We start from the raw sequence: 18,851 nt of genomic DNA on the forward strand, positions 1-18,851 counted from the left end.
GCGACTTTTCATCGCCCTATCCCCGACATCCCCTCTAGGAGCAAATCCTACAGGGGACTACAATCCCCTCCCCCGCGCCAATGGCTGATCCACCCCGCATGTCGACCTGCTCTGTATACCCACTGCCTTACCAGGCCAACCCCGCTGCGTATTTTGCGGCGATCCGCCATGCGCCAGGCGCGGTGCTGCTGGACAGCGGACGACCGGCAGCCGAGCGCGGGCGTTATGACCTGCTGAGCGCCTGGCCACGAGCGACATTGACGGTATCGCCCGACGAAAGCGGTGTTGATTTCCTGCAACGCTTGCGGGCAAATCTTACGGAGTTGGGCAAGGCGGATCTGCCTGCTGGCTATGAGCTGCCGTTTGCGGGTGGGCTGATCGGTTACCTGAGCTATGACTTTGGTCGCCATCTTGAGCACATGCCCCACCTTGCCGCAGACGATTTGCACCTGCCAGACGCGCGGTTCGGGTTATATGCCTGGGCATTGATCAGTGACCATAAGGCGCAGACCAGCCAACTTGTATTTCATCCGGCACTGGCCGAGAGCGAACAGCGGCGCTTGATCACTCTGTTCGGCCAGCCAGTCGCCCACCACGCGGCGACCTTCAAGCTTGACGGCCCCATGGCAGCGGACCTCACCGCCGAGGCCTATCGCCAGGCTATCGTGCGCATCCAGGACTACATCCAGGCCGGCGACTGCTACCAGGTCAACTTTGCCCAGCGCTTCCGCGCGTCGTGTGCGGGCGATCCCTGGGTTGCCTACTGCGCCCTGCGCGAAGCCTGCCCGACGCCATTCTCCGGGTTCCAGAGCCTGCCGGACGACGGCGCGGTGCTGAGCCTGTCGCCCGAGCGCTTCGTGCATATCAGCGAGCGCCGCGTCGAAACCCGGCCGATCAAAGGCACCCGCCCCCGCGGCCTGACGCCCGAAGAAGACGCTGCCAACGCCGCCGAACTGCTGGCCAGCCCCAAGGACCGCGCCGAGAACCTGATGATCGTCGACCTGCTGCGCAACGACCTCGGCCGCACTTGCCGCACCGGCTCGGTGAGCGTGCCGGAGCTGTTCAGCCTGGAAAGCTACCCCAACGTGCACCACCTGGTGAGCAGCGTCATCGGAGAACTGGCCGATGGCAAAGACGCCCTCGACCTGATCGCCGGCAGCTTCCCCGGCGGCTCCATCACGGGCGCACCGAAGATCCGCGCGATGCAGATCATCGACGAACTGGAGCCGACGCGACGCGGGTTGTACTGCGGGTCGCTGGTGTATCTGGACGTGCGGGGCGAGATGGACAGCTCCATCGCCATTCGCAGTTTGCTGGTCAAGGATGGGCAGGTGTGCTGCTGGGGCGGTGGCGGGATTGTGGCGGATTCGCAGTGGGAGGCGGAGTATCAGGAGTCGCTGACGAAGGTGCGGGTGTTGTTACAAACTCTGGAAAACCTGTAGCCCCACGCCCCTCCTGGCTCTGCAACGTAGGGGCAGGCAGCAAGAAAGATCCTGATTCAGAACGCGTGTGGACGGTGAGTGAACTGGAAGATAGCGTCCAGCTCCGACCGCCCAACCGCCGTTTGTGAGGGATCACATGAAGCGTCTGCTTACTCGTCAGAAATTGTTTCCGAGATTGAATCTCAACCCAATCACACCTATCATCTCCCAAATTGGGAGGTTGCAGCGATGCGAATAATCGCTCTCTCTACCTTGCGGATATTCTGGGAAAGCTACTCAGCTTATTCCGACGCCAAAACACCTCTTGTCGAGCTGTATCGCCATATGGAAAAGGCGAATTACCCAACGCCGCAAGCGCTCAAAGCAGAGCTTAGAACGGCAAGCATTCTTAAAAGCGGCAGGGTTGTCTTCAACGTGGGCGGCAACAAGTATCGAGTGATCATGGCGATCGACTATCAGCGACAGCTTGGGTTTATACGTTTCGTGGGGACTCATGCCCAGTACGATCAGATCAACGCGGAGACCGTGTGATGAACATCAAACCTATACATTCCCATGAGGATCTAACCGCTGCGCTTGCGCGCGTGGAGCAGATATGGGGAGCGGAAATCGGCTCTCCCGAGGGTGACGAACTGGAAATCCTCGCCATTCTCATCGAGAAATACGAGGCCGAGCATTTTCCAATGCCTCCTTCAGATCCAGTGGAGGCAATCAAATTCCGCATGGAACAACTGGGCATGACCGCCCGCGACCTGGAGCCCTTTATCGGCACCAGTGGGCGGGTGTCAGAAGTGTTGAACCATAAGCGCAAGTTGAGTCTGTCGATGATCAAGCGGCTGCATGAAGGCTTGCGTATTCCTTATGAGCGCTTACTGGCTGGCATCTGAGATTTGCGGCGTCTGTGAAGGCCCCATCGCGGGCAAGCCCGGCTCCTACAATTGATCGGGTTCACACCGCCCAGAGGTGGGAGCTGGCTTGCCTGCGAAGAGGCCATCCACCGCACTGAAAAACTTACAGGCTCAACGCCCGATTCGACGCCTTGATGAACTCTTTTTTCAAGTCCTCAAAGGTATGCACCGCCGGGAACTGCGGGAACTCGCGGATCACGTTCTCCGGCGCATGGAACAGAATCCCACGGTCGGCTTCGCCCAACATGGTGGTGTCGTTGTAGGAATCGCCGGCGGCGATCACCCGGTAGTAAAGGGTCTTGAAGGCCAATACCGACTGGCGCTTCGGGTCTTTCTGGCGCAGTTGGTAACTGACCACGCGATCGGTTTCGTCGGTGATCAGGCGGTGGCACAGCAAGGTCGGGAAACCCAGTTGGCGCATCAGCGGCTGGGAGAATTCATAGAAGGTGTCGGACAGGATCACCACCTGGAAGCGCTCGCGCAGCCAGTTGACGAACTCGATGGCGCCGTCCAGCGGCTTGAGGGTCGCGATGACTGCCTGGATGTCGGCGAGCTTGAGCCCGTGTTCGTCGAGGATACGTAGGCGCTGCTTCATCAGCACGTCGTAGTCGGGAATGTCCCGGGTGGTGGCCCGCAGGGATTCAATACCGGTTTTTTCGGCGAAGGCGATCCAGATTTCCGGAACCAGCACCCCTTCCAGGTCGAGACAGGCAATTTCCACAAGACACTCCCATTGTTGATGTTGTCGGTTGAGCGAGCAAAAGGACTGCCAAACTCTAGCGATTCAAGCTCGCCGCCGCAACGCAGAGCGGATTTTGATACCATCGCTCCCCTATAGAGCGCTCAGCGCCACTGACCTGTAGGAACCGTCCTGATGAACCAAGCCTTCAACGTCGCTGAACTCGCCGCGACTTACGCCAATAAATCTGCCCAGGATATTCTCAAGCTGGCGTTCAGCCAGTTCGGTGATGACCTGTGGATTTCCTTCAGCGGCGCCGAGGACGTGGTGCTGGTGGACATGGCCTGGAAGCTGAACAAGAACGTCAAGGTGTTCAGCCTCGACACCGGCCGCCTGCACCCGGAGACCTACCGGTTCATCGAGCAGGTACGCGAGTTCTACAAGATCGACATCGAGCTGATCTCGCCAGACCAGAGCAAGCTGGAACCCTTCGTCAAAGAAAAAGGCCTGTTCAGCTTCTACAAGGACGGCCATGGCGAATGCTGTGGTGTACGCAAGATCGAACCGCTGCGCCGCAAGCTCTCCGGCGTCAGCGCCTGGGCCACCGGCCAGCGCCGCGACCAGAGCCCCGGCACCCGCAGCCAGGTGGCGGCGCTGGAAATCGACACAGCCTTCTCCACCCCGGAACGCACCCTGTACAAGTTCAACCCGCTGGCACAGATGAGCAGCGAGGAAGTCTGGGGTTACATCCGTATGCTGGAGTTGCCGTACAACAGCCTGCATGAGCGCGGCTTTATCAGCATCGGCTGCGAGCCCTGCACCCGCCCGGTGCTGCCGAACCAGCACGAACGCGAAGGCCGCTGGTGGTGGGAAGAAGCCACGCAGAAGGAATGCGGGCTGCATGCGGGGAATATCATCAGCAAGGCATGATCCTCGATCTGTACACAAGAATGTCACCATTAGTGCCATTCTTGTGTGCACTTATAAAATTACGCACCGAAAAGTTACATTCTTCCCCGCCTCACTGCCCTCGCTGTTTTGCACACTCCTCACCCAACAAAATAAATAGCTGTTCAAACGGTCAATTTATATCGCTTTGAATTCAGCTAGTTATTTCCGACACCTATAAAAACGAAATTACCTACAGCTTTCATAGATCAAAAACTGGCACGCAAGTGGCTTGAGGTGAAATGCGCTTTGTATACAATAAATACAAAACCTACATACACTTTGCCATCTGCGGCTTGGCTGCCGATGCGCTGGAGCCTGCCGGAATGCGTACAAGCCTCTCGAATAACATCGCACTGGATCTGCCCTCCTCCCTGAAGCCCGAAGCCATCGAGCCCGGTCCGCTGGTGCTCAGCCCACGGCTGCACAACAAGGACCTGGCACCCACCAAGGTCGAAGGCCGTCGCTGGGGGCGCTACAGCATCTTTGCGCTGTGGACCAATGACGTGCACAACATCGCCAACTACTCCTTCGCCATTGGCTTGTATGCCTTGGGCCTGGGCGGCTGGCAGATTCTGCTGTCCTTAGGGATTGGCGCGGCGCTGGTGTACTTCTTCATGAACCTGTCGGGCTACATGGGCCAGAAGACCGGTGTGCCTTTCCCGGTGATCAGCCGTATCAGCTTCGGCATTCATGGCGCGCAGATTCCGGCGCTGATCCGAGCGGTGATTGCGATTGCCTGGTTCGGTATCCAGACCTACCTGGCCTCGGTAGTTTTCCGCGTGCTTTTGACGGCCATTCATCCGGGGTTTGCCGACTACGACCACAATTCGATCCTCGGCCTGTCGTCGCTCGGCTGGGCCTGTTTTGTGGCGATCTGGCTGGTGCAATTGGTGATCCTGGCCTACGGCATGGAGATGGTGCGACGCTACGAAGGCTTCGCCGGGCCGGTGATTCTGCTGACGGTGGCGTCGTTGGCCGGTTGGATGTATTTCCAGACCGGCGGCAACATCGCCTGGTCGATCCGCGAACCGCTGAGCGGCGGCGAGATGTGGCGCAATATCTTTGCCGGTGGCGCGCTGTGGCTGGCGATCTACGGCACGCTGATCCTCAACTTCTGCGACTTCGCCCGCTCTTCGCCGTGCCGCAAGACCATCCAGGTCGGCAACTTCTGGGGCTTGCCGGTGAATATCCTGGTGTTTGCCGCGATCACCGTACTGCTGTGCGGTGGGCAATTCCAGCTCAATGGCCGGGTGATCGAAAGCCCCACTGAAATCATCGCGGCTATCCCGAATACCTTCTTCCTGGTGCTGGGTTGCCTGGCGTTCCTGATCGTCACCGTGGCCGTGAACATCATGGCCAACTTCGTCGCACCGGCCTTTGTGCTGAGCAACCTGGCGCCCAAGTACCTGAACTTCCGCCGCGCTGGGTTGATCAGCGCCACCGTGGCAGTGTTGATCCTGCCGTGGAACCTCTACAACAGCCCGTTGGTGATCGTGTATTTCCTTTCCGGCCTGGGCGCCCTGCTGGGGCCGTTGTATGGCGTGATCATGGTCGATTACTGGTTGATCCGTAAAAGCCGGGTGGACGTGTTGCAGCTGTATAGCGAAGACCCGAACGGCGTTTATTACTACAGCCGTGGGGTCAATCTGCGCGCAGTGGCGGCGTTCATTCCCGCAGCGGTGATTGCCATTCTCCTGGCGCTGCTGCCCGGTTTTGCCAGCGTGTCACCGTTTTCCTGGATGTTTGGCGCCGGTATTGCAGGGGTGCTGTACCTGCTGATCGCCAAGCGTCAGCCGTTCTACGCCGATGTCAGCGGCGAAAGCATTGCAGTCGATAACGTCAGTCATTAATCAAGGACATTCCATGCGTATCCTCGTGGTCAACGTCAACACCACCGAATCCATCACTGAAACCATCGCCCAGCAGGCACGCGCCGTGGCTGCGCCCGGCACTGAGATTGTCGGGCTCACACCCTATTTCGGCGCGGAGTCGGTGGAGGGCAACTTTGAAAGCTACCTGGCGGCCATCGCGGTGATGGACCGGGTGATGGCTTACGACCAGCCGTTCGACGCGGTGATCCAGGCCGGCTACGGGGAGCATGGCCGTGAAGGCTTGCAGGAATTGCTCAACGTACCGGTGGTGGATATCACCGAAGCCGCCGCCAGCACCGCAATGTTCCTGGGCCACGCTTACTCGGTGGTGACCACCCTGGACCGCACCGTGCCGTTGATCGAAGACCGCCTGAAACTGGCCGGCCTGTACCAGCGTTGCGCCTCGGTACGGGCCAGTGGCATGGCGGTGCTGGAGTTGGAAGAAAATCCGTTGGCGGCCATGGAAGCCATCGTGCGCCAGGCCGAACTGGCCATCAGCGAAGACAAGGCCGAGGTAATCTGCCTGGGCTGTGGTGGCATGGCGGGGCTGGATGAGCAGATTCGCCAGCGCACCGGTGTGCCGGTGGTGGACGGTGTGACCGCCGCCGTGACCATCGCTGAGTCGCTGGTGCGGTTGGGGTTGTCGACGTCGAAGATCAGGACCTATGCGACGCCGAGGCCAAAAAAAATCATCGGTTGGCCGCGTTGAAACGTTGGTTCAACTGCTGCTCGGCAAACTGCTCGATGATGAACTCCACAAACGCGCGGGTCTTGCCGGGCAACAGTTTGTGCTCGGCGTAGTAAATGGAGATGTTGCCGTCGTCGACGTACCAGTCGGGCAGCACCCGCACCACCGCACCACTGTCCAGGAACGGCACGGCCATGGGCATGCTTACCAACGCGATGCCCAGGCCCTGGGCGCTGGCGCAGCAGGCGGCTTCGGAGTCGCTCATGGTCATGCCCGCCTTGAGCACCAGTGGGCTATGTTCACGCTCGGTGCTGGTCAATTGCCAGGAGCGGACGCGGCCGGTTTGCGGTGAGCGGATAAGGATGCCCGCGCAGCGCGCCAAGTCCTCCGGGCTGAATACCGGAGCGCGTTGCGCCAGGTAATCCGGCGAAGCCACCAGTACCCGATGCGCCGGTGCGAGCTTGCGCGCCACGACCCCTTGGGGCAGCTCAAAACCACCGCCGATGGCGGCATCGAAACCTTGGCCGATCAGGTCCACCTGGCGGTTATCGAAATGCCAGTCCGGGCTGATGTCAGGAAAGCGCTGCATGAACGCCCCCAGCAGCGGCACCACATAGCGATTACCAAACACAGTGCCCATGCTGACCTTCAGCGTTCCTACCGGCCGCCCTTCGGCGCTGGCCAGGTTGGCCACCGCATTCTGGATGGTGGTGAGACTGCCGCTGACCTCTTCCAGGAACAGTTTTCCGGCTTCGGTCAGGGTGAGACGCCGAGTGCTACGCTGGAACAACCTGACACCCAGGCGCGCCTCCAGCTTGGCGACACTTTTGCCGACGGCGGCCGGGGTCAGGCTCAGGTGCCGCGCAGCCTCCGCAAAGCTACCGCCTTCGGCGCTGCGCACGAAGCATTCGATACTGCCAAAGCTTTCCATATCGACCCACTCTAAACTTTTGGTTTACACAGACTATAGCAATCACGGTCTACCGGGAGGGGCTGGCGAGGTCGATACTCGGTTCCAACAACAAGGCATCCCGCCTTGAACAGCTAGGAGATCGACATGACCACACAGAACCTCAGCGGCAAAGTCGCCTTGATTCAAGGCGGTTCTCGCGGCATCGGCGCCGCCATCGTCAAGCGCCTCGCGGCGCAGGGCGCAGCAGTCGCCTTTACCTACGTCAGCTCGGCCGCCAAGGCTGAAGAATTGCAGAACAGCGTGATCAGCGAAGGCGGCAAAGCCCTGGCGATCCACGCCGACAGCGCCGATGCCGGTGCGATCCGCAACGCGGTCAACGCCACGGTCGAAGCCTTTGGCCGCCTGGACATCCTAGTGAACAACGCCGGGGTGCTGGCCATCGCGCCGCTGGAAGACTTCAAGCTGGAAGATTTTGACCAGACCCTGGCGATCAACGTACGCAGCGTGTTTATCGCCACCCAGGAAGCGGCCAAGCATATGGGTGAAGGAGGTCGGGTGATCAACATCGGCAGCACCAATGCCGAGCGCATGCCGTTTGGCGGTGGTGGCCCGTATGCCATGAGCAAGGCGGCGCTGGTGGGGCTGACCAAGGGCCTGGCGCGGGACCTAGGGCCTCGAGGTATTACGATCAACAACGTGCAGCCTGGGCCGGTGGATACCGACATGAACCCGGCGAACAGTGATTTTGCCGAGAGTTTGATTGGGTTGATGGCGGTGGGTCGGTATGGGCATGTCGAGGAAATTGCCAGCTTTGTGGCTTACCTGGCAGGGCCGGAAGCGGGCTACATCACCGGTGCAAGCTTGACCATTGATGGTGGCTTCAGCGCATAACGAATGTGGGAGCTGGCTTGCCTGCGATAGCGATCTTGAGATCGCCATCGCAGGCAAGCCAGCTCCCACATTTTTTTGACCGCGTTTTTTCAGCGCAGGGGCGGCAGGCCATAGGCTGCCAGATCGAAGTCCGCGAGCTTGCGGATGATCTGGTCGGCGTGGTGGTACTTGCTGTCGGCCATGGCTTCGTCCGGCACGGCGATGGCGGTCATGTGTGCAGCCTTGGCCGCGGTGACGCCAAACGGTGAGTCTTCGAACACCAGGCAATCCTCGGGCGCAACGCCCAGGCGGCGGGCGGCGGTGAGGAAGATGTCCGGCGCGGGTTTGGCGGCGCCGACTTCCGGGTCGTCAGCGGTGACGATGGTGTCGAACAGGCCAAACCATTCGCGGTGCAAGGTGGTCTTGTGACCAAACGAATTGCGCGACGAACTGGTGCCCACGGCAATCGGGATATTGTGCGCCTTCAAGTGCCGCACCAAGGCTTCAGCGCCGGGCATGCCCAGGGCCTTTGGGAAGCGCTCGCTCATCAGCGGCTCACGGATCGTCAGGAACTCGGCGGGCGTGATCGGCAGGTCCAACGCCTTCACCACGTAGTCAGCCAGATCCTGGGCACCGCGCCCGATGATGTGCTGCTTGATGCCCCAATCGTAGGTGCGGCCATAGCGTTCGGCGATGATCTGCGTGACTTCGGTGTAGATGCCTTCAGTGTCCAGCAACAACCCGTCCATATCGAAAATCACAGCCTTGATCGGGACAGCAGTACGTGGTGCATTCATCACAACAGATCCTTGGGGGGAAGGACTAAAAGGATTCAGCACAATAGCGGTACGAGTCCCATACAGACAACCTCCACGACTTTGTATCGCTTCGATTCGCTGCTTGATGGCCCTTCAAATCAGTGCCCAATACCTGGCAACAGTTTTACCGATCGGCATTCTCGGAGACCGTCTACGGTTTGTGAGGGCAACGCGAGCTGCCACTGACTCGCGTCAGAAAATACCCCTTGCAAACCTTATAAAAGACTTATTAATCTCCAATGAACTCCATCCACTGGACCCGAAAATCCGTGAAGCAACTGCTTCGGCTGCATACCTATCATCAGCAACAGGTACGCGATGCTGTGTCAGCGCTTGAGCGCATGCCCGATGCCGCCAACGTCAAGGCATTGGTTGATTACCCCCGTGGTTATCGCTTGCGCGTGGGTAATTATCGAGTTCTTTTCGATTGGGATCGCGATATCCATGTGGTCAGCATTGAAGAGGTCAAGAAGCGTGACGAACGAACCTACTGCCGTACAGATCATCCACAATACGGAGGGCAAGCCAGCCTTTGTGGTGATTCCCTATGAACATTACCTGGCCCAGCAGAAGGATCCAAATCTGATTCCCCATGCGGTGGTAAGCCGCTTGGTGGATGGGGCAACCCCCATCCGCGCCTGGCGCGAACACCTGAGCCTGACCCAGGAGGAAGTCGCCAAACGCCTGGGCATTTCCCAATCTGCATTTGCCCAACAAGAGTCGGTGAATAAACCTCGCCGTGCAACGCGGGAAAAAATTGCCAGGGCATTTGGCATCAACGCCAGTCAATTGGAGCTATAGAGCGCTACTCTGGAAAATCCGCCCCTTCAGTCACTGAAGCCCACGCATTAAAGTCCTTGCTCAAGGCTTCCACCTTGGTCCGCGCATTGGCCAGCGCTGCCTTGCCCAGCAGCAAACGCAGTGGCGGTTGGTCGGCCTCCACGGCATTGACGATGGCAATCGCCGCACGCATCGGGTCACCCGCTTGTTTGCCGTCGATGCTGCGCAACAACGCCGTGCGCGCGCCAGCGGTGGCGTGGTAATCGGCAATCGCGTGAGGCGCTTCGTTGGCGGAACGCCCAGCCCAGTCGGTGCGGAAACCGCTCGGTTCCACCAACAGCACCTTGATGCCCAGCGGCGCGACCTCCTGGGACAACGACTCGGAAATCGCCTCCACCGCAAACTTGCTGGCGTTGTAGAAGCTCAGTGTCGGGTAGGCCATGATCCCGCCCACAGACGACACATTCACCACGGTACCGGAACGCCGCGCACGCATGCCCGGCAGCGCGGCGCGGGTGACATCGCTGAGGCCCCAGACGTTGATCTCGAACATGCGGCGCACTTCGTCCAACTCGCTCTCTTCGAACGAACCGAAGTAACCGATGCCAGCATTGTTGACCAGCACATCGATATGCCCGAAGTGATCTTCGGCGGCTTTCACCGCCTCACGGACCTGGGCCGGGTCGGTCACGTCCAACGCCAGCACCAAGGCGTGGTCGGCGTAGTCGGCAACGATGTCCTGCACCTGTTGCGGGTCGCGGGCGGTGACGACGGTCGGGTAGCCGAGGCTGAGGGTGTGCAACGCCAGGTAGCGACCGAAACCGGTGGAGCAGCCGGTGATAAACCAGACAGGTTTTGCATTGGATGAAGTCATGAAAGCCAATCCTCTGAATGAACGAACCACCCCAGTATCAGCGCCGCCTCACTCTCCCAGTAGAGGCCGAATCTGCATGCCCCTTCGAGCCAAACTTCACAATGCCCGCAAGCGTTACGTACAGGCTTGAGACAGCTTCACTGGTGAAGAATCAGATTCCCTCATTCCCTTCACAGACGCCCCCATGTCCGAAGCCTTCGAAGTCCCCAGCCCTCACGAAAAACACATCGAACACACCACCGAACACGCCCACGGCCGTGGCGACAATTTCGCCAGCCGCATCGCCGTGATGACCGCCCTCATGGCCACCCTCGGCGCCATGCTCAGCTACCAGGCCGGTTCCACCGAAAGCGAAGCGGCGATGGACAAGAACAACGCCGCCATCTTCAAGACCGAAGCCGCCAACCAGTGGAATTACTATCAGGCCAAATCCAGCCGGCAAAACCTCGCGGAACTGGCCACCCACATTCCCGGTGTGGACGCGGTGCATTACAAGGAAGAAATCGAGCGCTACAAGAGCCAGAAGGAAGACGTGCGCAAACAGGCCGAGAAGCTTGAAGCCACGTCAAAGCAATGGGATGAAAAATCAGAGCAGGCGCTGCACCAGCATCATCGCTGGGCCCAGGCGATGACCGCGATCCAGATCGCGATTTCGTTGGCGGCGATTACCTTGCTGACGCGGCGGGAGTGGTTGAAGCGGATGTCGTATGCAGCAGCTGGTGTGGCGGTTGTGTTGGGTAGCCTGGCCTGGTTGCATATCTAGCAAATTCCCTTGGGCCCCCTGCCTCCACCGCTATATAGTAAAAGGAATAACGTTACCCAAGGAGATAGCGGTGTCCGCACAACCCAAAGAAGCCGTGGGCGCCGCCTACAGCATCGACTCCATGCGCTACGCCCAGGCCATGACCTGGCAAGCCATCGAACAACTCGCCCAACGTGTCCGCCCCGGCATGCGCGAATCCGAAGCCCGCGACCTGGGCAAGCAAGTCCTCGCCGACCTCGACATGCAGCGCATCTGGCACCCACTGCTGGTGCGCTTTGGCGCCAACACCCTCAAGACCTTCAAACAACGCTCCGACGGCGACCCGGTGCTGGGCGACAACGACATCTTCTTCATCGACATGGGCGCCGTCTGGCAAGGCCACGAAGGCGATGCCGGCGCCACCTTCGCCATCGGCAACGACCCAGACATGCTCGCCTGCGCCAGCGCCGCCAAAGCGCTGTTCGACCGCGTACAAGCCCGCTGGCAAAACGACCAGGTCGTGGGCCTCGAGCTTTACCGCTACGCCGAAGCACAAGCCCAGGCCATGGGCTGGCACCTCAACCTCGACATCAAGGGCCACCGCGTCAGCGACTTCCCCCACGCCATCCACCGCGGCGGCGACCTGGGGGATTTCGAGCACTACCCGAATGCCGGGTTGTGGATCCTCGAAATCCAGATCGCCCATCCGAGCAAACCCTACGGTGCTTTCTACGAAGACCTCCTCGCTTAAGGAACTGCAATGAACCGCTCCACCGAACACCCTGTGCTGTTGTTTTCCTACGGCACGTTGCAAGACAAATCCGTACAACTGGCCAACTTCGGCCGCGAACTGACCGGCCAGCAGGATGCAATGCTGGGTTACTCGCAGAGCTGGGTGGAGATTACTGACCCGGACGTGCTGGCGAGCAGTGGCAAGACGCATCATCCGATTGTGGCGCCGAGTACGCAGGCAGACGCCAGGGTTGAGGGGACGGTGTTTCAGATTACCGAGCAGGAACTGGCGGCGGCTGATGCGTATGAGGTGGCGGATTACAAGCGGGTGGAGGTGGGGTTGGCTTCGGGGTTGAGGGCTTGGGTGTATGTGCGGGCTTGAGGCGATTGACGGAATGGGCGACAGAACGTCGCCCTTGTCTAAAGCAATTCAGGATCTAAAAAAAGCCAGCTGATAACCATGCCGATACTGGATATGAGCGCAACTGTTGTCGGAAAGAGCATCCAGAACTTGAGATGCGTTGGGATTTTTTGAACGTCCTCAACCCGTACCAAACGTCTCCACTGCAGTACTTTGGGAATTAGAATGATGATAGCCATGGCAACGACGCGTGAGGCCCGTCCTTCGAATGGAGCGAAACGAAGGGTTCTCTTGTGCCCGATGACATAGTCGGTGTGCTCCACATAGCTTTCCGCAGCGTCGAGTTTTTTGAACATGGCGAAGAATGTTAGCGGGATACTGAGTAGCATAAGAACTGATGAGAAGAGACCGAGATATAAAAGGGCCATTTATTCTTTCCAGGTTTTATAGATAAATGTACCGCCGACTTCGCCCATAACACTCCCGGCTGAACCTAAAGCTAAGGCGCCCGCAGCGCCGCCTACAATTGCACAGGCCAAGGCCCCGACCCCCGCGGTAGGTATGCCAAAAACAATCGCACAAGCGCCTATGCCGAGAGTGGCACCTGTTGAACCACCTGCGTATGCACCACCAGCGCCGAGCAGGAGCTTGCCCCCTTCAACATATTGCGCTCGTGTGCACTCCTGCTCCCGCTCTATGGTGCACGCCTCTGTAATCTCCAGCGCCGCCGCCCCAACATCCAGTGCAATACCAATATAGGTACCCTTCTTCAAAATCTGTGAAGCCTTGGCGACTCGTTTGACCCTCTCCTCATACCCACGAATTTCTCCGTGGTGCCAGTAACTCTTGCTGGAAATACCCAGCATCTTTTTTATCGATGTTTCGTTTTTCAAACCCGAGCCTAAGCGCGCCATCCCCGAGAGCTGTGTTTCCAACCGTGCAAAAAGCGCTCTGCGTTTAATTAAAAACTCCCCCCGCGCCCCCATGCTGCCCTTCCTCATGTACTCCTTATGCAACTGCTCGACTTCCATGAGGGTCTGCTCGATTTGCGCCAGATGCTTGCTCCATGCGCTGCTGGCACTGCCGATGCCGAGAGAAGCATGGGACATGATGGCCTGCAACTGATCGTAGTTTTTGATCAAAAAGCCATCAATGGAAGAATGCGCCAGCAAGTCATGGTTTATGTTTTGCGCCGAGCGCATCAACTGCGCTTCTTCGGCGGTACACGACGCCGTGCGACTATCCCCGATGATCACTAGCTGCCCCGGCAATACCACGGTGTTACGGATGTGATGGTTGAGGGTGTCAAACTTTGTTTGAGTATGAGGATTGAGAGAAAGACTGAGCTTGAGCAGTGGGTAAGGCTGTGGCCGCTCATTGATAAATGCGTAGGGTCCCTGCATCGCGTGACACCTCCCAGTGAGTGAGGTGCACGACTATAGGAAGGCGTTACAGGTGAGGTAAGACGCGTACTGGGGTGTTTTTAGCGTTTGGGAAATGGACTACTTTAATCAGAGGGCATGCCTACATTTACAAGCTCCATTCAACCAACATTCCCGCCACCCGATTTATGTTGCCTGCCAGATGCGTGCATCACTTGCACACAGTGCTAGCTTTGGCAGTCGAGGTACTTTCACTTCGCCAAACACTGCCTGATTGAGCTTGATTTTCTCCGTTGGCGTAGGGCTCCACCCACGACCCCGAGTTGCAAATATACCTCTCGCATCAATTACCCCATCGACCATCTTGTCGCCGAACAGAGAGTCCCTCATTTCTAACGTTTCTCGTTAGGGCAACGTCCTACAAGCAATCCGGAATGAGCGCCCTCCCATTTCAAAATGCCCGAGACTACAGTCGCCCCGTTGCCCACATGGTGACCGGGTTTGGCGACTCGATGACAGTCAAGACGGAACGCGAACGACGTAATTTTCAAACGTCGTTGTTTCCTACAATTGTCCAATGGAGTCACACAGGAACCAATTCATGGCCCTCACCAGCAACGACAGCGCGACCCCTGCTCTTTTTGTCGACACAACCGTCCCGCTTGAAATCCTCCTCGACGCCGCGACCTATCGACTCCGTGCCGTGACACAGGTGCTTGAGAACCTTGCACTACGTGGTGAGATAAATAGTGATGCGGTTGTACTCAGCGACTTTGCCTTGCTGTGCTCAATCCCGCTGCGCGATGGGTGTGATTTGCTGGATGTCATAGGGCGACGCATGGATATGCCAAGCGCGTGATGCGATAAAGGTGAGATTTCCGAACCCCAGAAACTACAAAACCCCTGGTTTCTCTCGAAACCAGGGGTTTTGTTTACATCGAATTTGGCGGTGAAGGAGAGATTCGAACTCTCGATACAATTTCTTGTATACACACTTTCCAGGCGTGCTCCTTAAGCCACTCGGACACTTCACCGTATCTCGTCAAACCAGTTCAGTCTGTCGAGGCGCGCTAATGTAGTCGAAAGCCTTTCTGATGGCAAAGGTTTTTTTCAGAATTTTCATGCGGTTAGCCGGTTATGCCGATCCACGCCCGGCAAGGGGCGGTGATTGTGCCATTCTCAGGCATCGGCGGGATGGGTCTAGGATGGCGATTGCGCCCTGCTCCAGGCTTTCCCAACGCCTGTGTGCGGGAAAAGTCTGACTGGGTAGTCAGTCACGGCGCTTTACCGGGGCGGGCGTGGTGGGTAACGTCTGCGCATGCACTGCTATTAACAAGCCTTCTATAACAAATCCTACAAGGAACCGCGTCATGAGTGAGTTGATTGCCTACCACCTCGAAGACGGTATCGCGACCCTGACCTTGAGCAACGGCAAGGTGAATGCCATTTCTCCGGCGGTGGTCAGTGCCTTTAATGAAGCGCTGGATCAGGCCGAGAAGGACCGGGCGGTGGTGGTAATCACCGGCACGCCGGGGATTTTGTCGGGGGGTTATGATTTGAAGGTGATGACCGCCGGCCCTAAAGAGGCGATCGGTCTGGTGACGTCCGGTTCGACCTTGGCGCGTCGTCTGTTGTCGCACCCATTCCCGGTGATTGTGGCGTGCCCTGGGCATGCGGTGGCCAAGGGTGCGTTCCTGCTGTTGTCGGCGGATTATCGGATTGGTGTGGAAGGCCCGTTCAGCATTGGCCTGAACGAGGTGGCGATAGGCATGACCATGCACCACGCCGGTATCGAGTTGGCGCGGGATCGTCTGCGTAAGTCGGCCTTCCATCGTTCGGTGATCAATGCCGAGATGTTTGACCCGCAGGGCGCGTTGCAAGCCGGCTTCCTCGACAAGGTGGTAGCACCGGAGGAATTGCATGCGGCGGCGCTGGAGGCGGCGCGTCAGTTGAAGAAGCTGAACATGAATGCCCACAAGCACACCAAGTTGAAGGTGCGTAAAGAGCTGCTGGAAGCCCTGGACGATGCAATCATCCAGGACCAGGGACATATCCTGAGCTAAGCCCTACGCCTGATACACCAGAGCCCGACCTTGAGTCGGGCTTTTTCTTACAAACAAATCCGAATCCTCTTTAGCCGCTCTAGCCTGCCCGTGCCGGTAGATATCGAAACATGCGCTTAAACATCGGCTATCTCCTACCTCTACAGGGGTAATTGCCGAATACAGTGCACATCCGTACACTGCGCCACCTTTTGTCCGGATAGGCCGTGTCGATGCTTTTTTTGCTGCGTATGTTGTTGATGGGCCTGCACTTTATGCTCGCCGGTGTACTGGGCGTGCTGGTCGGTCTGTGTCGGCCATTCAATCCGGACAACAGCCGCCTGTGTGCTCGTCTCTATGCGCTACCGGCCATGTGGATTCTGCGCCTGAACGTGAAAGCCGATGTGGACTCGCTGCGCAACAAGCCTGGCACCTGCGTGATCATCGCCAATCACCAGTCCAACTATGACCTGTTTGTGTTCGGCAACGTGGTGCCTTACCGCACCGTGTGTATCGCCAAGAAAAGCCTGAAATGGGTGCCGCTGTTCGGCCAGTTGTTCTGGCTGGCGGGCAACGTGCTGATCGACCGAGGCAATGCGCACAAGGCGCGCCGCGCGATGCTTACCACGACGCACACTTTGCAGCACGAAGACACGTCGATCTGGGTGTTCCCCGAGGGCACGCGCAATCTGGGCAAAGGTTTGCTGCCGTTCAAGAAAGGCGCGTTCCACATGGCGATTGCGGCCGGTGTGCCGATTGTGCAGGTGTGTGTGAGCAATTACGTCACTCACATGCAGCTCAATCGCTGGAACAGTGGAGATGTGCTCATACGGTCGTTGCCGCCGATTCCTACCACTGGGATGACTGCGGATGACATACCGGCGTTGATGCAGGCGTGTCATGCGCAGATGGATGAATGCATCGCGCAGATGGACCGCGAGTTGCGGGCTAGCTGAAGATTGTCGGGGGGCGCTTCGCACCCCAGCACGAGCAAGCTCGCTCACCACAAAAAGCTTGCCGCTACGACGGAACGCCATTCAGGCTAAGCTGCCCAACACCTGTCCTCCCAATAAGAAGCGATCAGCACCATGGGTAGAGTTGTTGCGGCCGCCGTTTATAGCGCCGGTAAGAAAGTCACGGATATCACCCTCGATGAGGGCGCGGCCTGGGCCGCCAAACCCGACCACTTTGTGTGGATCGGCCTGGAAGAGCCCGACGCCCAGGAACTGGCCAACCTGCAACGCCAGTTCAACCTGCATGAATTGGCCATCGAAGACGCCCTGGAAAAACACAGCCGCCCCAAGCTGGAAACCTTCGGCGATGCGCTGTTTATCGTCACCTATTCACCGGTGCGCGAGAACGGCAAGCTGGAGTTTATCGAGACGCATATCTTCGCCGGCAACGGCTACATCATTACTGCACGCAACGGTCACTCAGCGTCCTACGGCTTTGTGCGCCAGCGCTGTGAGGCGCGGCCACTGTTGCTGGAGCACGGGGAAGATTTCGTACTCTATGCGCTGCTGGATTTCGTCACCGAGAACTACCAGCCGGTGAGCGAAGCGATCCATGCCGAGATCGATGAGCTGGAGCGCAATGTGCTGTGCAGTTCGTTGAGCGAGCGGGATATCCAGAAGATTCACGGCCTGCGTCGCGACGTATTACGGCTCAAGCGTTACGTGGCGCCGATGGTGGAGATCAGCCAGGAGCTACAGAAGCTCAGCTTTCCGTTTATCGACAAGAACATGCGCCCGTACTTCCGTGATGTGCAGATCCACGTGACGCGGCAGATGGAAGACCTGACCACCCTGCGCGACATCGCCAGCCAGACCATAGAGATCGGTGTGCTGCTGGAGGCGTCGCGCCAGAGCGTGGTGCAGCGCAAGTTCGCCGCATGGGCGGCGATCCTGGCGTTCCCCACGGCGGTGGCAGGGATTTACGGGATGAACTTCCAGAACATGCCCGAGCTGCAATGGCACTACGGCTATTTTGCGGTGCTCGGGTTTATCGCGGTGGGTTGCACCAGCCTGTGGGCCAGTTTCAAGCGTTCGGGCTGGCTTTAAACCTGGGCCTCGGGCTTGTGCGCGACAAAACGCATCATCCATTCCGCCACGGTGGCGCCGTGGTGGTCGCGCTCAAGGCTGGCCACGCCGTTTGTATAGACCTTTTCGCCCAACGTCGTCTGAAGAATCTCCAGCAACTCGCGGGAATAGTCGCTGACAAATTCCGGGTGCCCCTGGAAGCACAGCACCTGATCGCCGATGTGGTACGCGGCGAACGGGCAAAAGGCGCTGGAGGCAATGACGGTGGCATTCTCCGGCAGTGTGGTTACCTGATCCTGGTGGCTGATCAGTAGCGTCAGTTCTTCCACTTCCGGGCTCATCCACGGCGTCTTGACATCGAGCTTGTAGTCGTGGATGCCCATGCCCCAGCCCTGGCCGGCGCGTTCGGTCTTGCCGCCGAGCAACAGCGCCAGCAGTTGGTGACCGAAGCAGATGCCAAGCAGCTTGTCGCCGCGCTCGTAACGTTCGAGCAGGTAGGTCTTGAGGGTCTGGATCCACGGGTCGGTGCCAAAGGAGTCGGCCTTGCTGCCGGTCACCAGGTAGGCATCGAATACTTCATCGTCCGGCGGGTACTCGCCGTTCACCACGTTGTACACGACAAACTCGGCGGGAATCGGCTGCTTGGCGAACAGGCGCTTGAACATCTGCCCGTACCCTTGGTATTGATCGATCAAGCCTGGACGCAGGATATCGGTTTCCAGGATACAGACGCGTAGCGACATAAAAAATACCTGACAC

General features: G+C 58.5%; 22 protein-coding genes, 1 tRNA gene and 1 pseudogene. 16 read left to right on the forward strand and 8 right to left on the reverse strand.

Going from position 1 to position 18,851, the window contains the following annotated elements:
• Nucleotides 1-98 precede the first annotated feature (98 nt).
• From pabB to HX812_RS11280, 3 genes are all read left to right on the forward strand, one after another.
• Complete coding sequence (gene pabB, locus HX812_RS11270) at nt 99-1,442, forward strand: aminodeoxychorismate synthase component I (RefSeq protein ID WP_038847323.1); 1,344 nt, start codon at nt 99-101, stop codon at nt 1,440-1,442.
• 228 nt (nt 1,443-1,670) lie between these two features.
• The gene (locus HX812_RS11275) at nt 1,671-1,973 is read left to right on the forward strand and encodes a type II toxin-antitoxin system HigB family toxin (RefSeq protein WP_038847325.1); all 303 of its coding nucleotides are present in this window, start codon (nt 1,671-1,673) and stop codon (nt 1,971-1,973) included.
• Complete coding sequence (locus HX812_RS11280; RefSeq protein ID WP_038847328.1) at nt 1,973-2,329, forward strand: type II toxin-antitoxin system HigA family antitoxin; 357 nt, start codon at nt 1,973-1,975, stop codon at nt 2,327-2,329. The genes HX812_RS11275 and HX812_RS11280 overlap by 1 nt, the downstream gene beginning before the upstream one ends.
• Before the next feature lie 124 nt (nt 2,330-2,453).
• On the opposite strand, the gene thrH is transcribed toward HX812_RS11280, so the two are convergent.
• On the reverse strand, nt 2,454-3,071 hold the full coding sequence (gene thrH / locus HX812_RS11285) for a bifunctional phosphoserine phosphatase/homoserine phosphotransferase ThrH (protein ID WP_016979242.1): 618 nt from the start codon (nt 3,069-3,071) through the stop codon (nt 2,454-2,456).
• Nucleotides 3,072-3,224: 153 nt separating this feature from the next.
• Between thrH and HX812_RS11290 the strand changes: the two genes are divergently transcribed.
• The 3 genes from HX812_RS11290 (at nt 3,225) to HX812_RS11300 (ending at nt 6,560) form a co-directional block, all read left to right on the forward strand.
• Complete coding sequence (locus HX812_RS11290; protein WP_038847331.1) at nt 3,225-3,959, forward strand: phosphoadenylyl-sulfate reductase; 735 nt, start codon at nt 3,225-3,227, stop codon at nt 3,957-3,959.
• A gap of 344 nt (nt 3,960-4,303) precedes the next feature.
• Nucleotides 4,304-5,830, forward strand: a complete 1,527-nt coding sequence (locus tag HX812_RS11295; protein WP_038847340.1) for an NCS1 family nucleobase:cation symporter-1 — start codon at nt 4,304-4,306, stop codon at nt 5,828-5,830.
• Between the two features lie 13 nt (nt 5,831-5,843).
• Nucleotides 5,844-6,560: an aspartate/glutamate racemase family protein gene (locus HX812_RS11300; protein ID WP_038847334.1), complete on the forward strand. Its 717-nt coding sequence runs from the start codon at nt 5,844-5,846 to the stop codon at nt 6,558-6,560.
• On the opposite strand, the gene HX812_RS11305 is transcribed toward HX812_RS11300, so the two are convergent.
• Nucleotides 6,541-7,470: a LysR family transcriptional regulator gene (locus tag HX812_RS11305; protein WP_038847337.1), complete on the reverse strand. Its 930-nt coding sequence runs from the start codon at nt 7,468-7,470 to the stop codon at nt 6,541-6,543. The genes HX812_RS11300 and HX812_RS11305 overlap by 20 nt on opposite strands.
• A 126-nt stretch (nt 7,471-7,596) precedes the next feature.
• On the opposite strand from HX812_RS11305, the gene HX812_RS11310 reads away from it, so the two are divergent.
• Nucleotides 7,597-8,343, forward strand: coding sequence for a 3-oxoacyl-ACP reductase family protein (locus tag HX812_RS11310; protein WP_033901224.1), 747 nt, complete (start codon nt 7,597-7,599; stop codon nt 8,341-8,343).
• A gap of 89 nt (nt 8,344-8,432) precedes the next feature.
• On the opposite strand, the gene HX812_RS11315 is transcribed toward HX812_RS11310, so the two are convergent.
• Entirely contained in the window at nt 8,433-9,119 is a 687-nt protein-coding gene (locus tag HX812_RS11315; RefSeq protein ID WP_038841925.1) for an HAD-IA family hydrolase, read from the reverse strand.
• A gap of 260 nt (nt 9,120-9,379) precedes the next feature.
• Between HX812_RS11315 and HX812_RS11320 the strand changes: the two are divergent.
• Both HX812_RS11320 and HX812_RS11325 read left to right on the forward strand, forming a co-directional pair.
• A pseudogene (locus HX812_RS11320) lies at nt 9,380-9,631 on the forward strand (type II toxin-antitoxin system RelE/ParE family toxin); the annotation flags it as partial.
• A complete protein-coding gene (locus HX812_RS11325) occupies nt 9,585-9,941 on the forward strand; it encodes a helix-turn-helix domain-containing protein (protein ID WP_050572359.1) in 357 nt (118 codons plus the stop codon). The pseudogene HX812_RS11320 and the gene HX812_RS11325, both read left to right, overlap by 47 nt.
• Before the next feature lie 4 nt (nt 9,942-9,945).
• Here HX812_RS11325 and HX812_RS11330 read toward each other — a convergent pair whose 3' ends face one another.
• Nucleotides 9,946-10,794, reverse strand: a complete 849-nt coding sequence (locus HX812_RS11330) for an oxidoreductase (protein ID WP_033901228.1) — start codon at nt 10,792-10,794, stop codon at nt 9,946-9,948.
• Between the two features lie 184 nt (nt 10,795-10,978).
• On the opposite strand from HX812_RS11330, the gene HX812_RS11335 reads away from it, so the two are divergent.
• The 3 genes from HX812_RS11335 to HX812_RS11345 all read left to right on the forward strand — a co-directional run bounded on the left by HX812_RS11335 (nt 10,979) and on the right by HX812_RS11345 (nt 12,650).
• Nucleotides 10,979-11,557 (forward strand): DUF4337 domain-containing protein, encoded by a 579-nt coding sequence (locus tag HX812_RS11335; RefSeq protein ID WP_038841917.1) that lies wholly within the window; start codon nt 10,979-10,981, stop codon nt 11,555-11,557.
• Nucleotides 11,558-11,627: 70 nt separating this feature from the next.
• Nucleotides 11,628-12,287 (forward strand): M24 family metallopeptidase, encoded by a 660-nt coding sequence (locus HX812_RS11340; protein WP_038841914.1) that lies wholly within the window; start codon nt 11,628-11,630, stop codon nt 12,285-12,287.
• A gap of 9 nt (nt 12,288-12,296) precedes the next feature.
• Complete coding sequence (locus HX812_RS11345) at nt 12,297-12,650, forward strand: gamma-glutamylcyclotransferase family protein (RefSeq protein ID WP_038841912.1); 354 nt, start codon at nt 12,297-12,299, stop codon at nt 12,648-12,650.
• Nucleotides 12,651-12,688: 38 nt separating this feature from the next.
• Here HX812_RS11345 and HX812_RS11350 read toward each other — a convergent pair whose 3' ends face one another.
• Nucleotides 12,689-13,057: a hypothetical protein gene (locus tag HX812_RS11350; RefSeq protein ID WP_038841909.1), complete on the reverse strand. Its 369-nt coding sequence runs from the start codon at nt 13,055-13,057 to the stop codon at nt 12,689-12,691.
• Nucleotides 13,058-14,032, reverse strand: coding sequence for a hypothetical protein (locus HX812_RS11355; protein ID WP_038841907.1), 975 nt, complete (start codon nt 14,030-14,032; stop codon nt 13,058-13,060).
• A 580-nt stretch (nt 14,033-14,612) separates the two neighbouring features.
• Here HX812_RS11355 and HX812_RS11360 point away from each other — a divergent pair.
• Nucleotides 14,613-14,870 carry a hypothetical protein gene (locus tag HX812_RS11360; RefSeq protein ID WP_038841905.1) on the forward strand — a complete coding sequence of 86 codons (258 nt, stop codon included), beginning with the start codon at nt 14,613-14,615 and terminating at the stop codon, nt 14,868-14,870.
• 85 nt (nt 14,871-14,955) lie between these two features.
• Here the strand turns inward: HX812_RS11360 and HX812_RS11365 are convergent.
• Nucleotides 14,956-15,045, reverse strand: a tRNA-Ser gene (locus HX812_RS11365).
• Between the two features lie 336 nt (nt 15,046-15,381).
• Between HX812_RS11365 and HX812_RS11370 the strand changes: the two genes are divergently transcribed.
• The 3 genes from HX812_RS11370 to HX812_RS11380 all read left to right on the forward strand — a co-directional run bounded on the left by HX812_RS11370 (nt 15,382) and on the right by HX812_RS11380 (nt 18,113).
• Complete coding sequence (locus HX812_RS11370; RefSeq protein ID WP_015885385.1) at nt 15,382-16,074, forward strand: crotonase/enoyl-CoA hydratase family protein; 693 nt, start codon at nt 15,382-15,384, stop codon at nt 16,072-16,074.
• A gap of 212 nt (nt 16,075-16,286) precedes the next feature.
• Complete coding sequence (locus HX812_RS11375) at nt 16,287-17,009, forward strand: 1-acylglycerol-3-phosphate O-acyltransferase (protein WP_038841900.1); 723 nt, start codon at nt 16,287-16,289, stop codon at nt 17,007-17,009.
• A 132-nt stretch (nt 17,010-17,141) separates the two neighbouring features.
• Entirely contained in the window at nt 17,142-18,113 is a 972-nt protein-coding gene (locus HX812_RS11380; protein WP_016979227.1) for a magnesium and cobalt transport protein CorA, read from the forward strand.
• On the opposite strand, the gene HX812_RS11385 is transcribed toward HX812_RS11380, so the two are convergent.
• Nucleotides 18,110-18,835, reverse strand: coding sequence for an amidotransferase (locus HX812_RS11385; RefSeq protein ID WP_038847077.1), 726 nt, complete (start codon nt 18,833-18,835; stop codon nt 18,110-18,112). The two genes, HX812_RS11380 and HX812_RS11385, sit on opposite strands and share 4 nt — an antisense overlap.
• Between the last annotated feature and the right edge of the window lie 16 nt (nt 18,836-18,851).

Source organism: Pseudomonas sp. IPO3749 (assembly GCF_013386605.1).
Taxonomy (GTDB): Bacteria; Pseudomonadota; Gammaproteobacteria; order Pseudomonadales; family Pseudomonadaceae; genus Aquipseudomonas; species Aquipseudomonas azotoformans_A.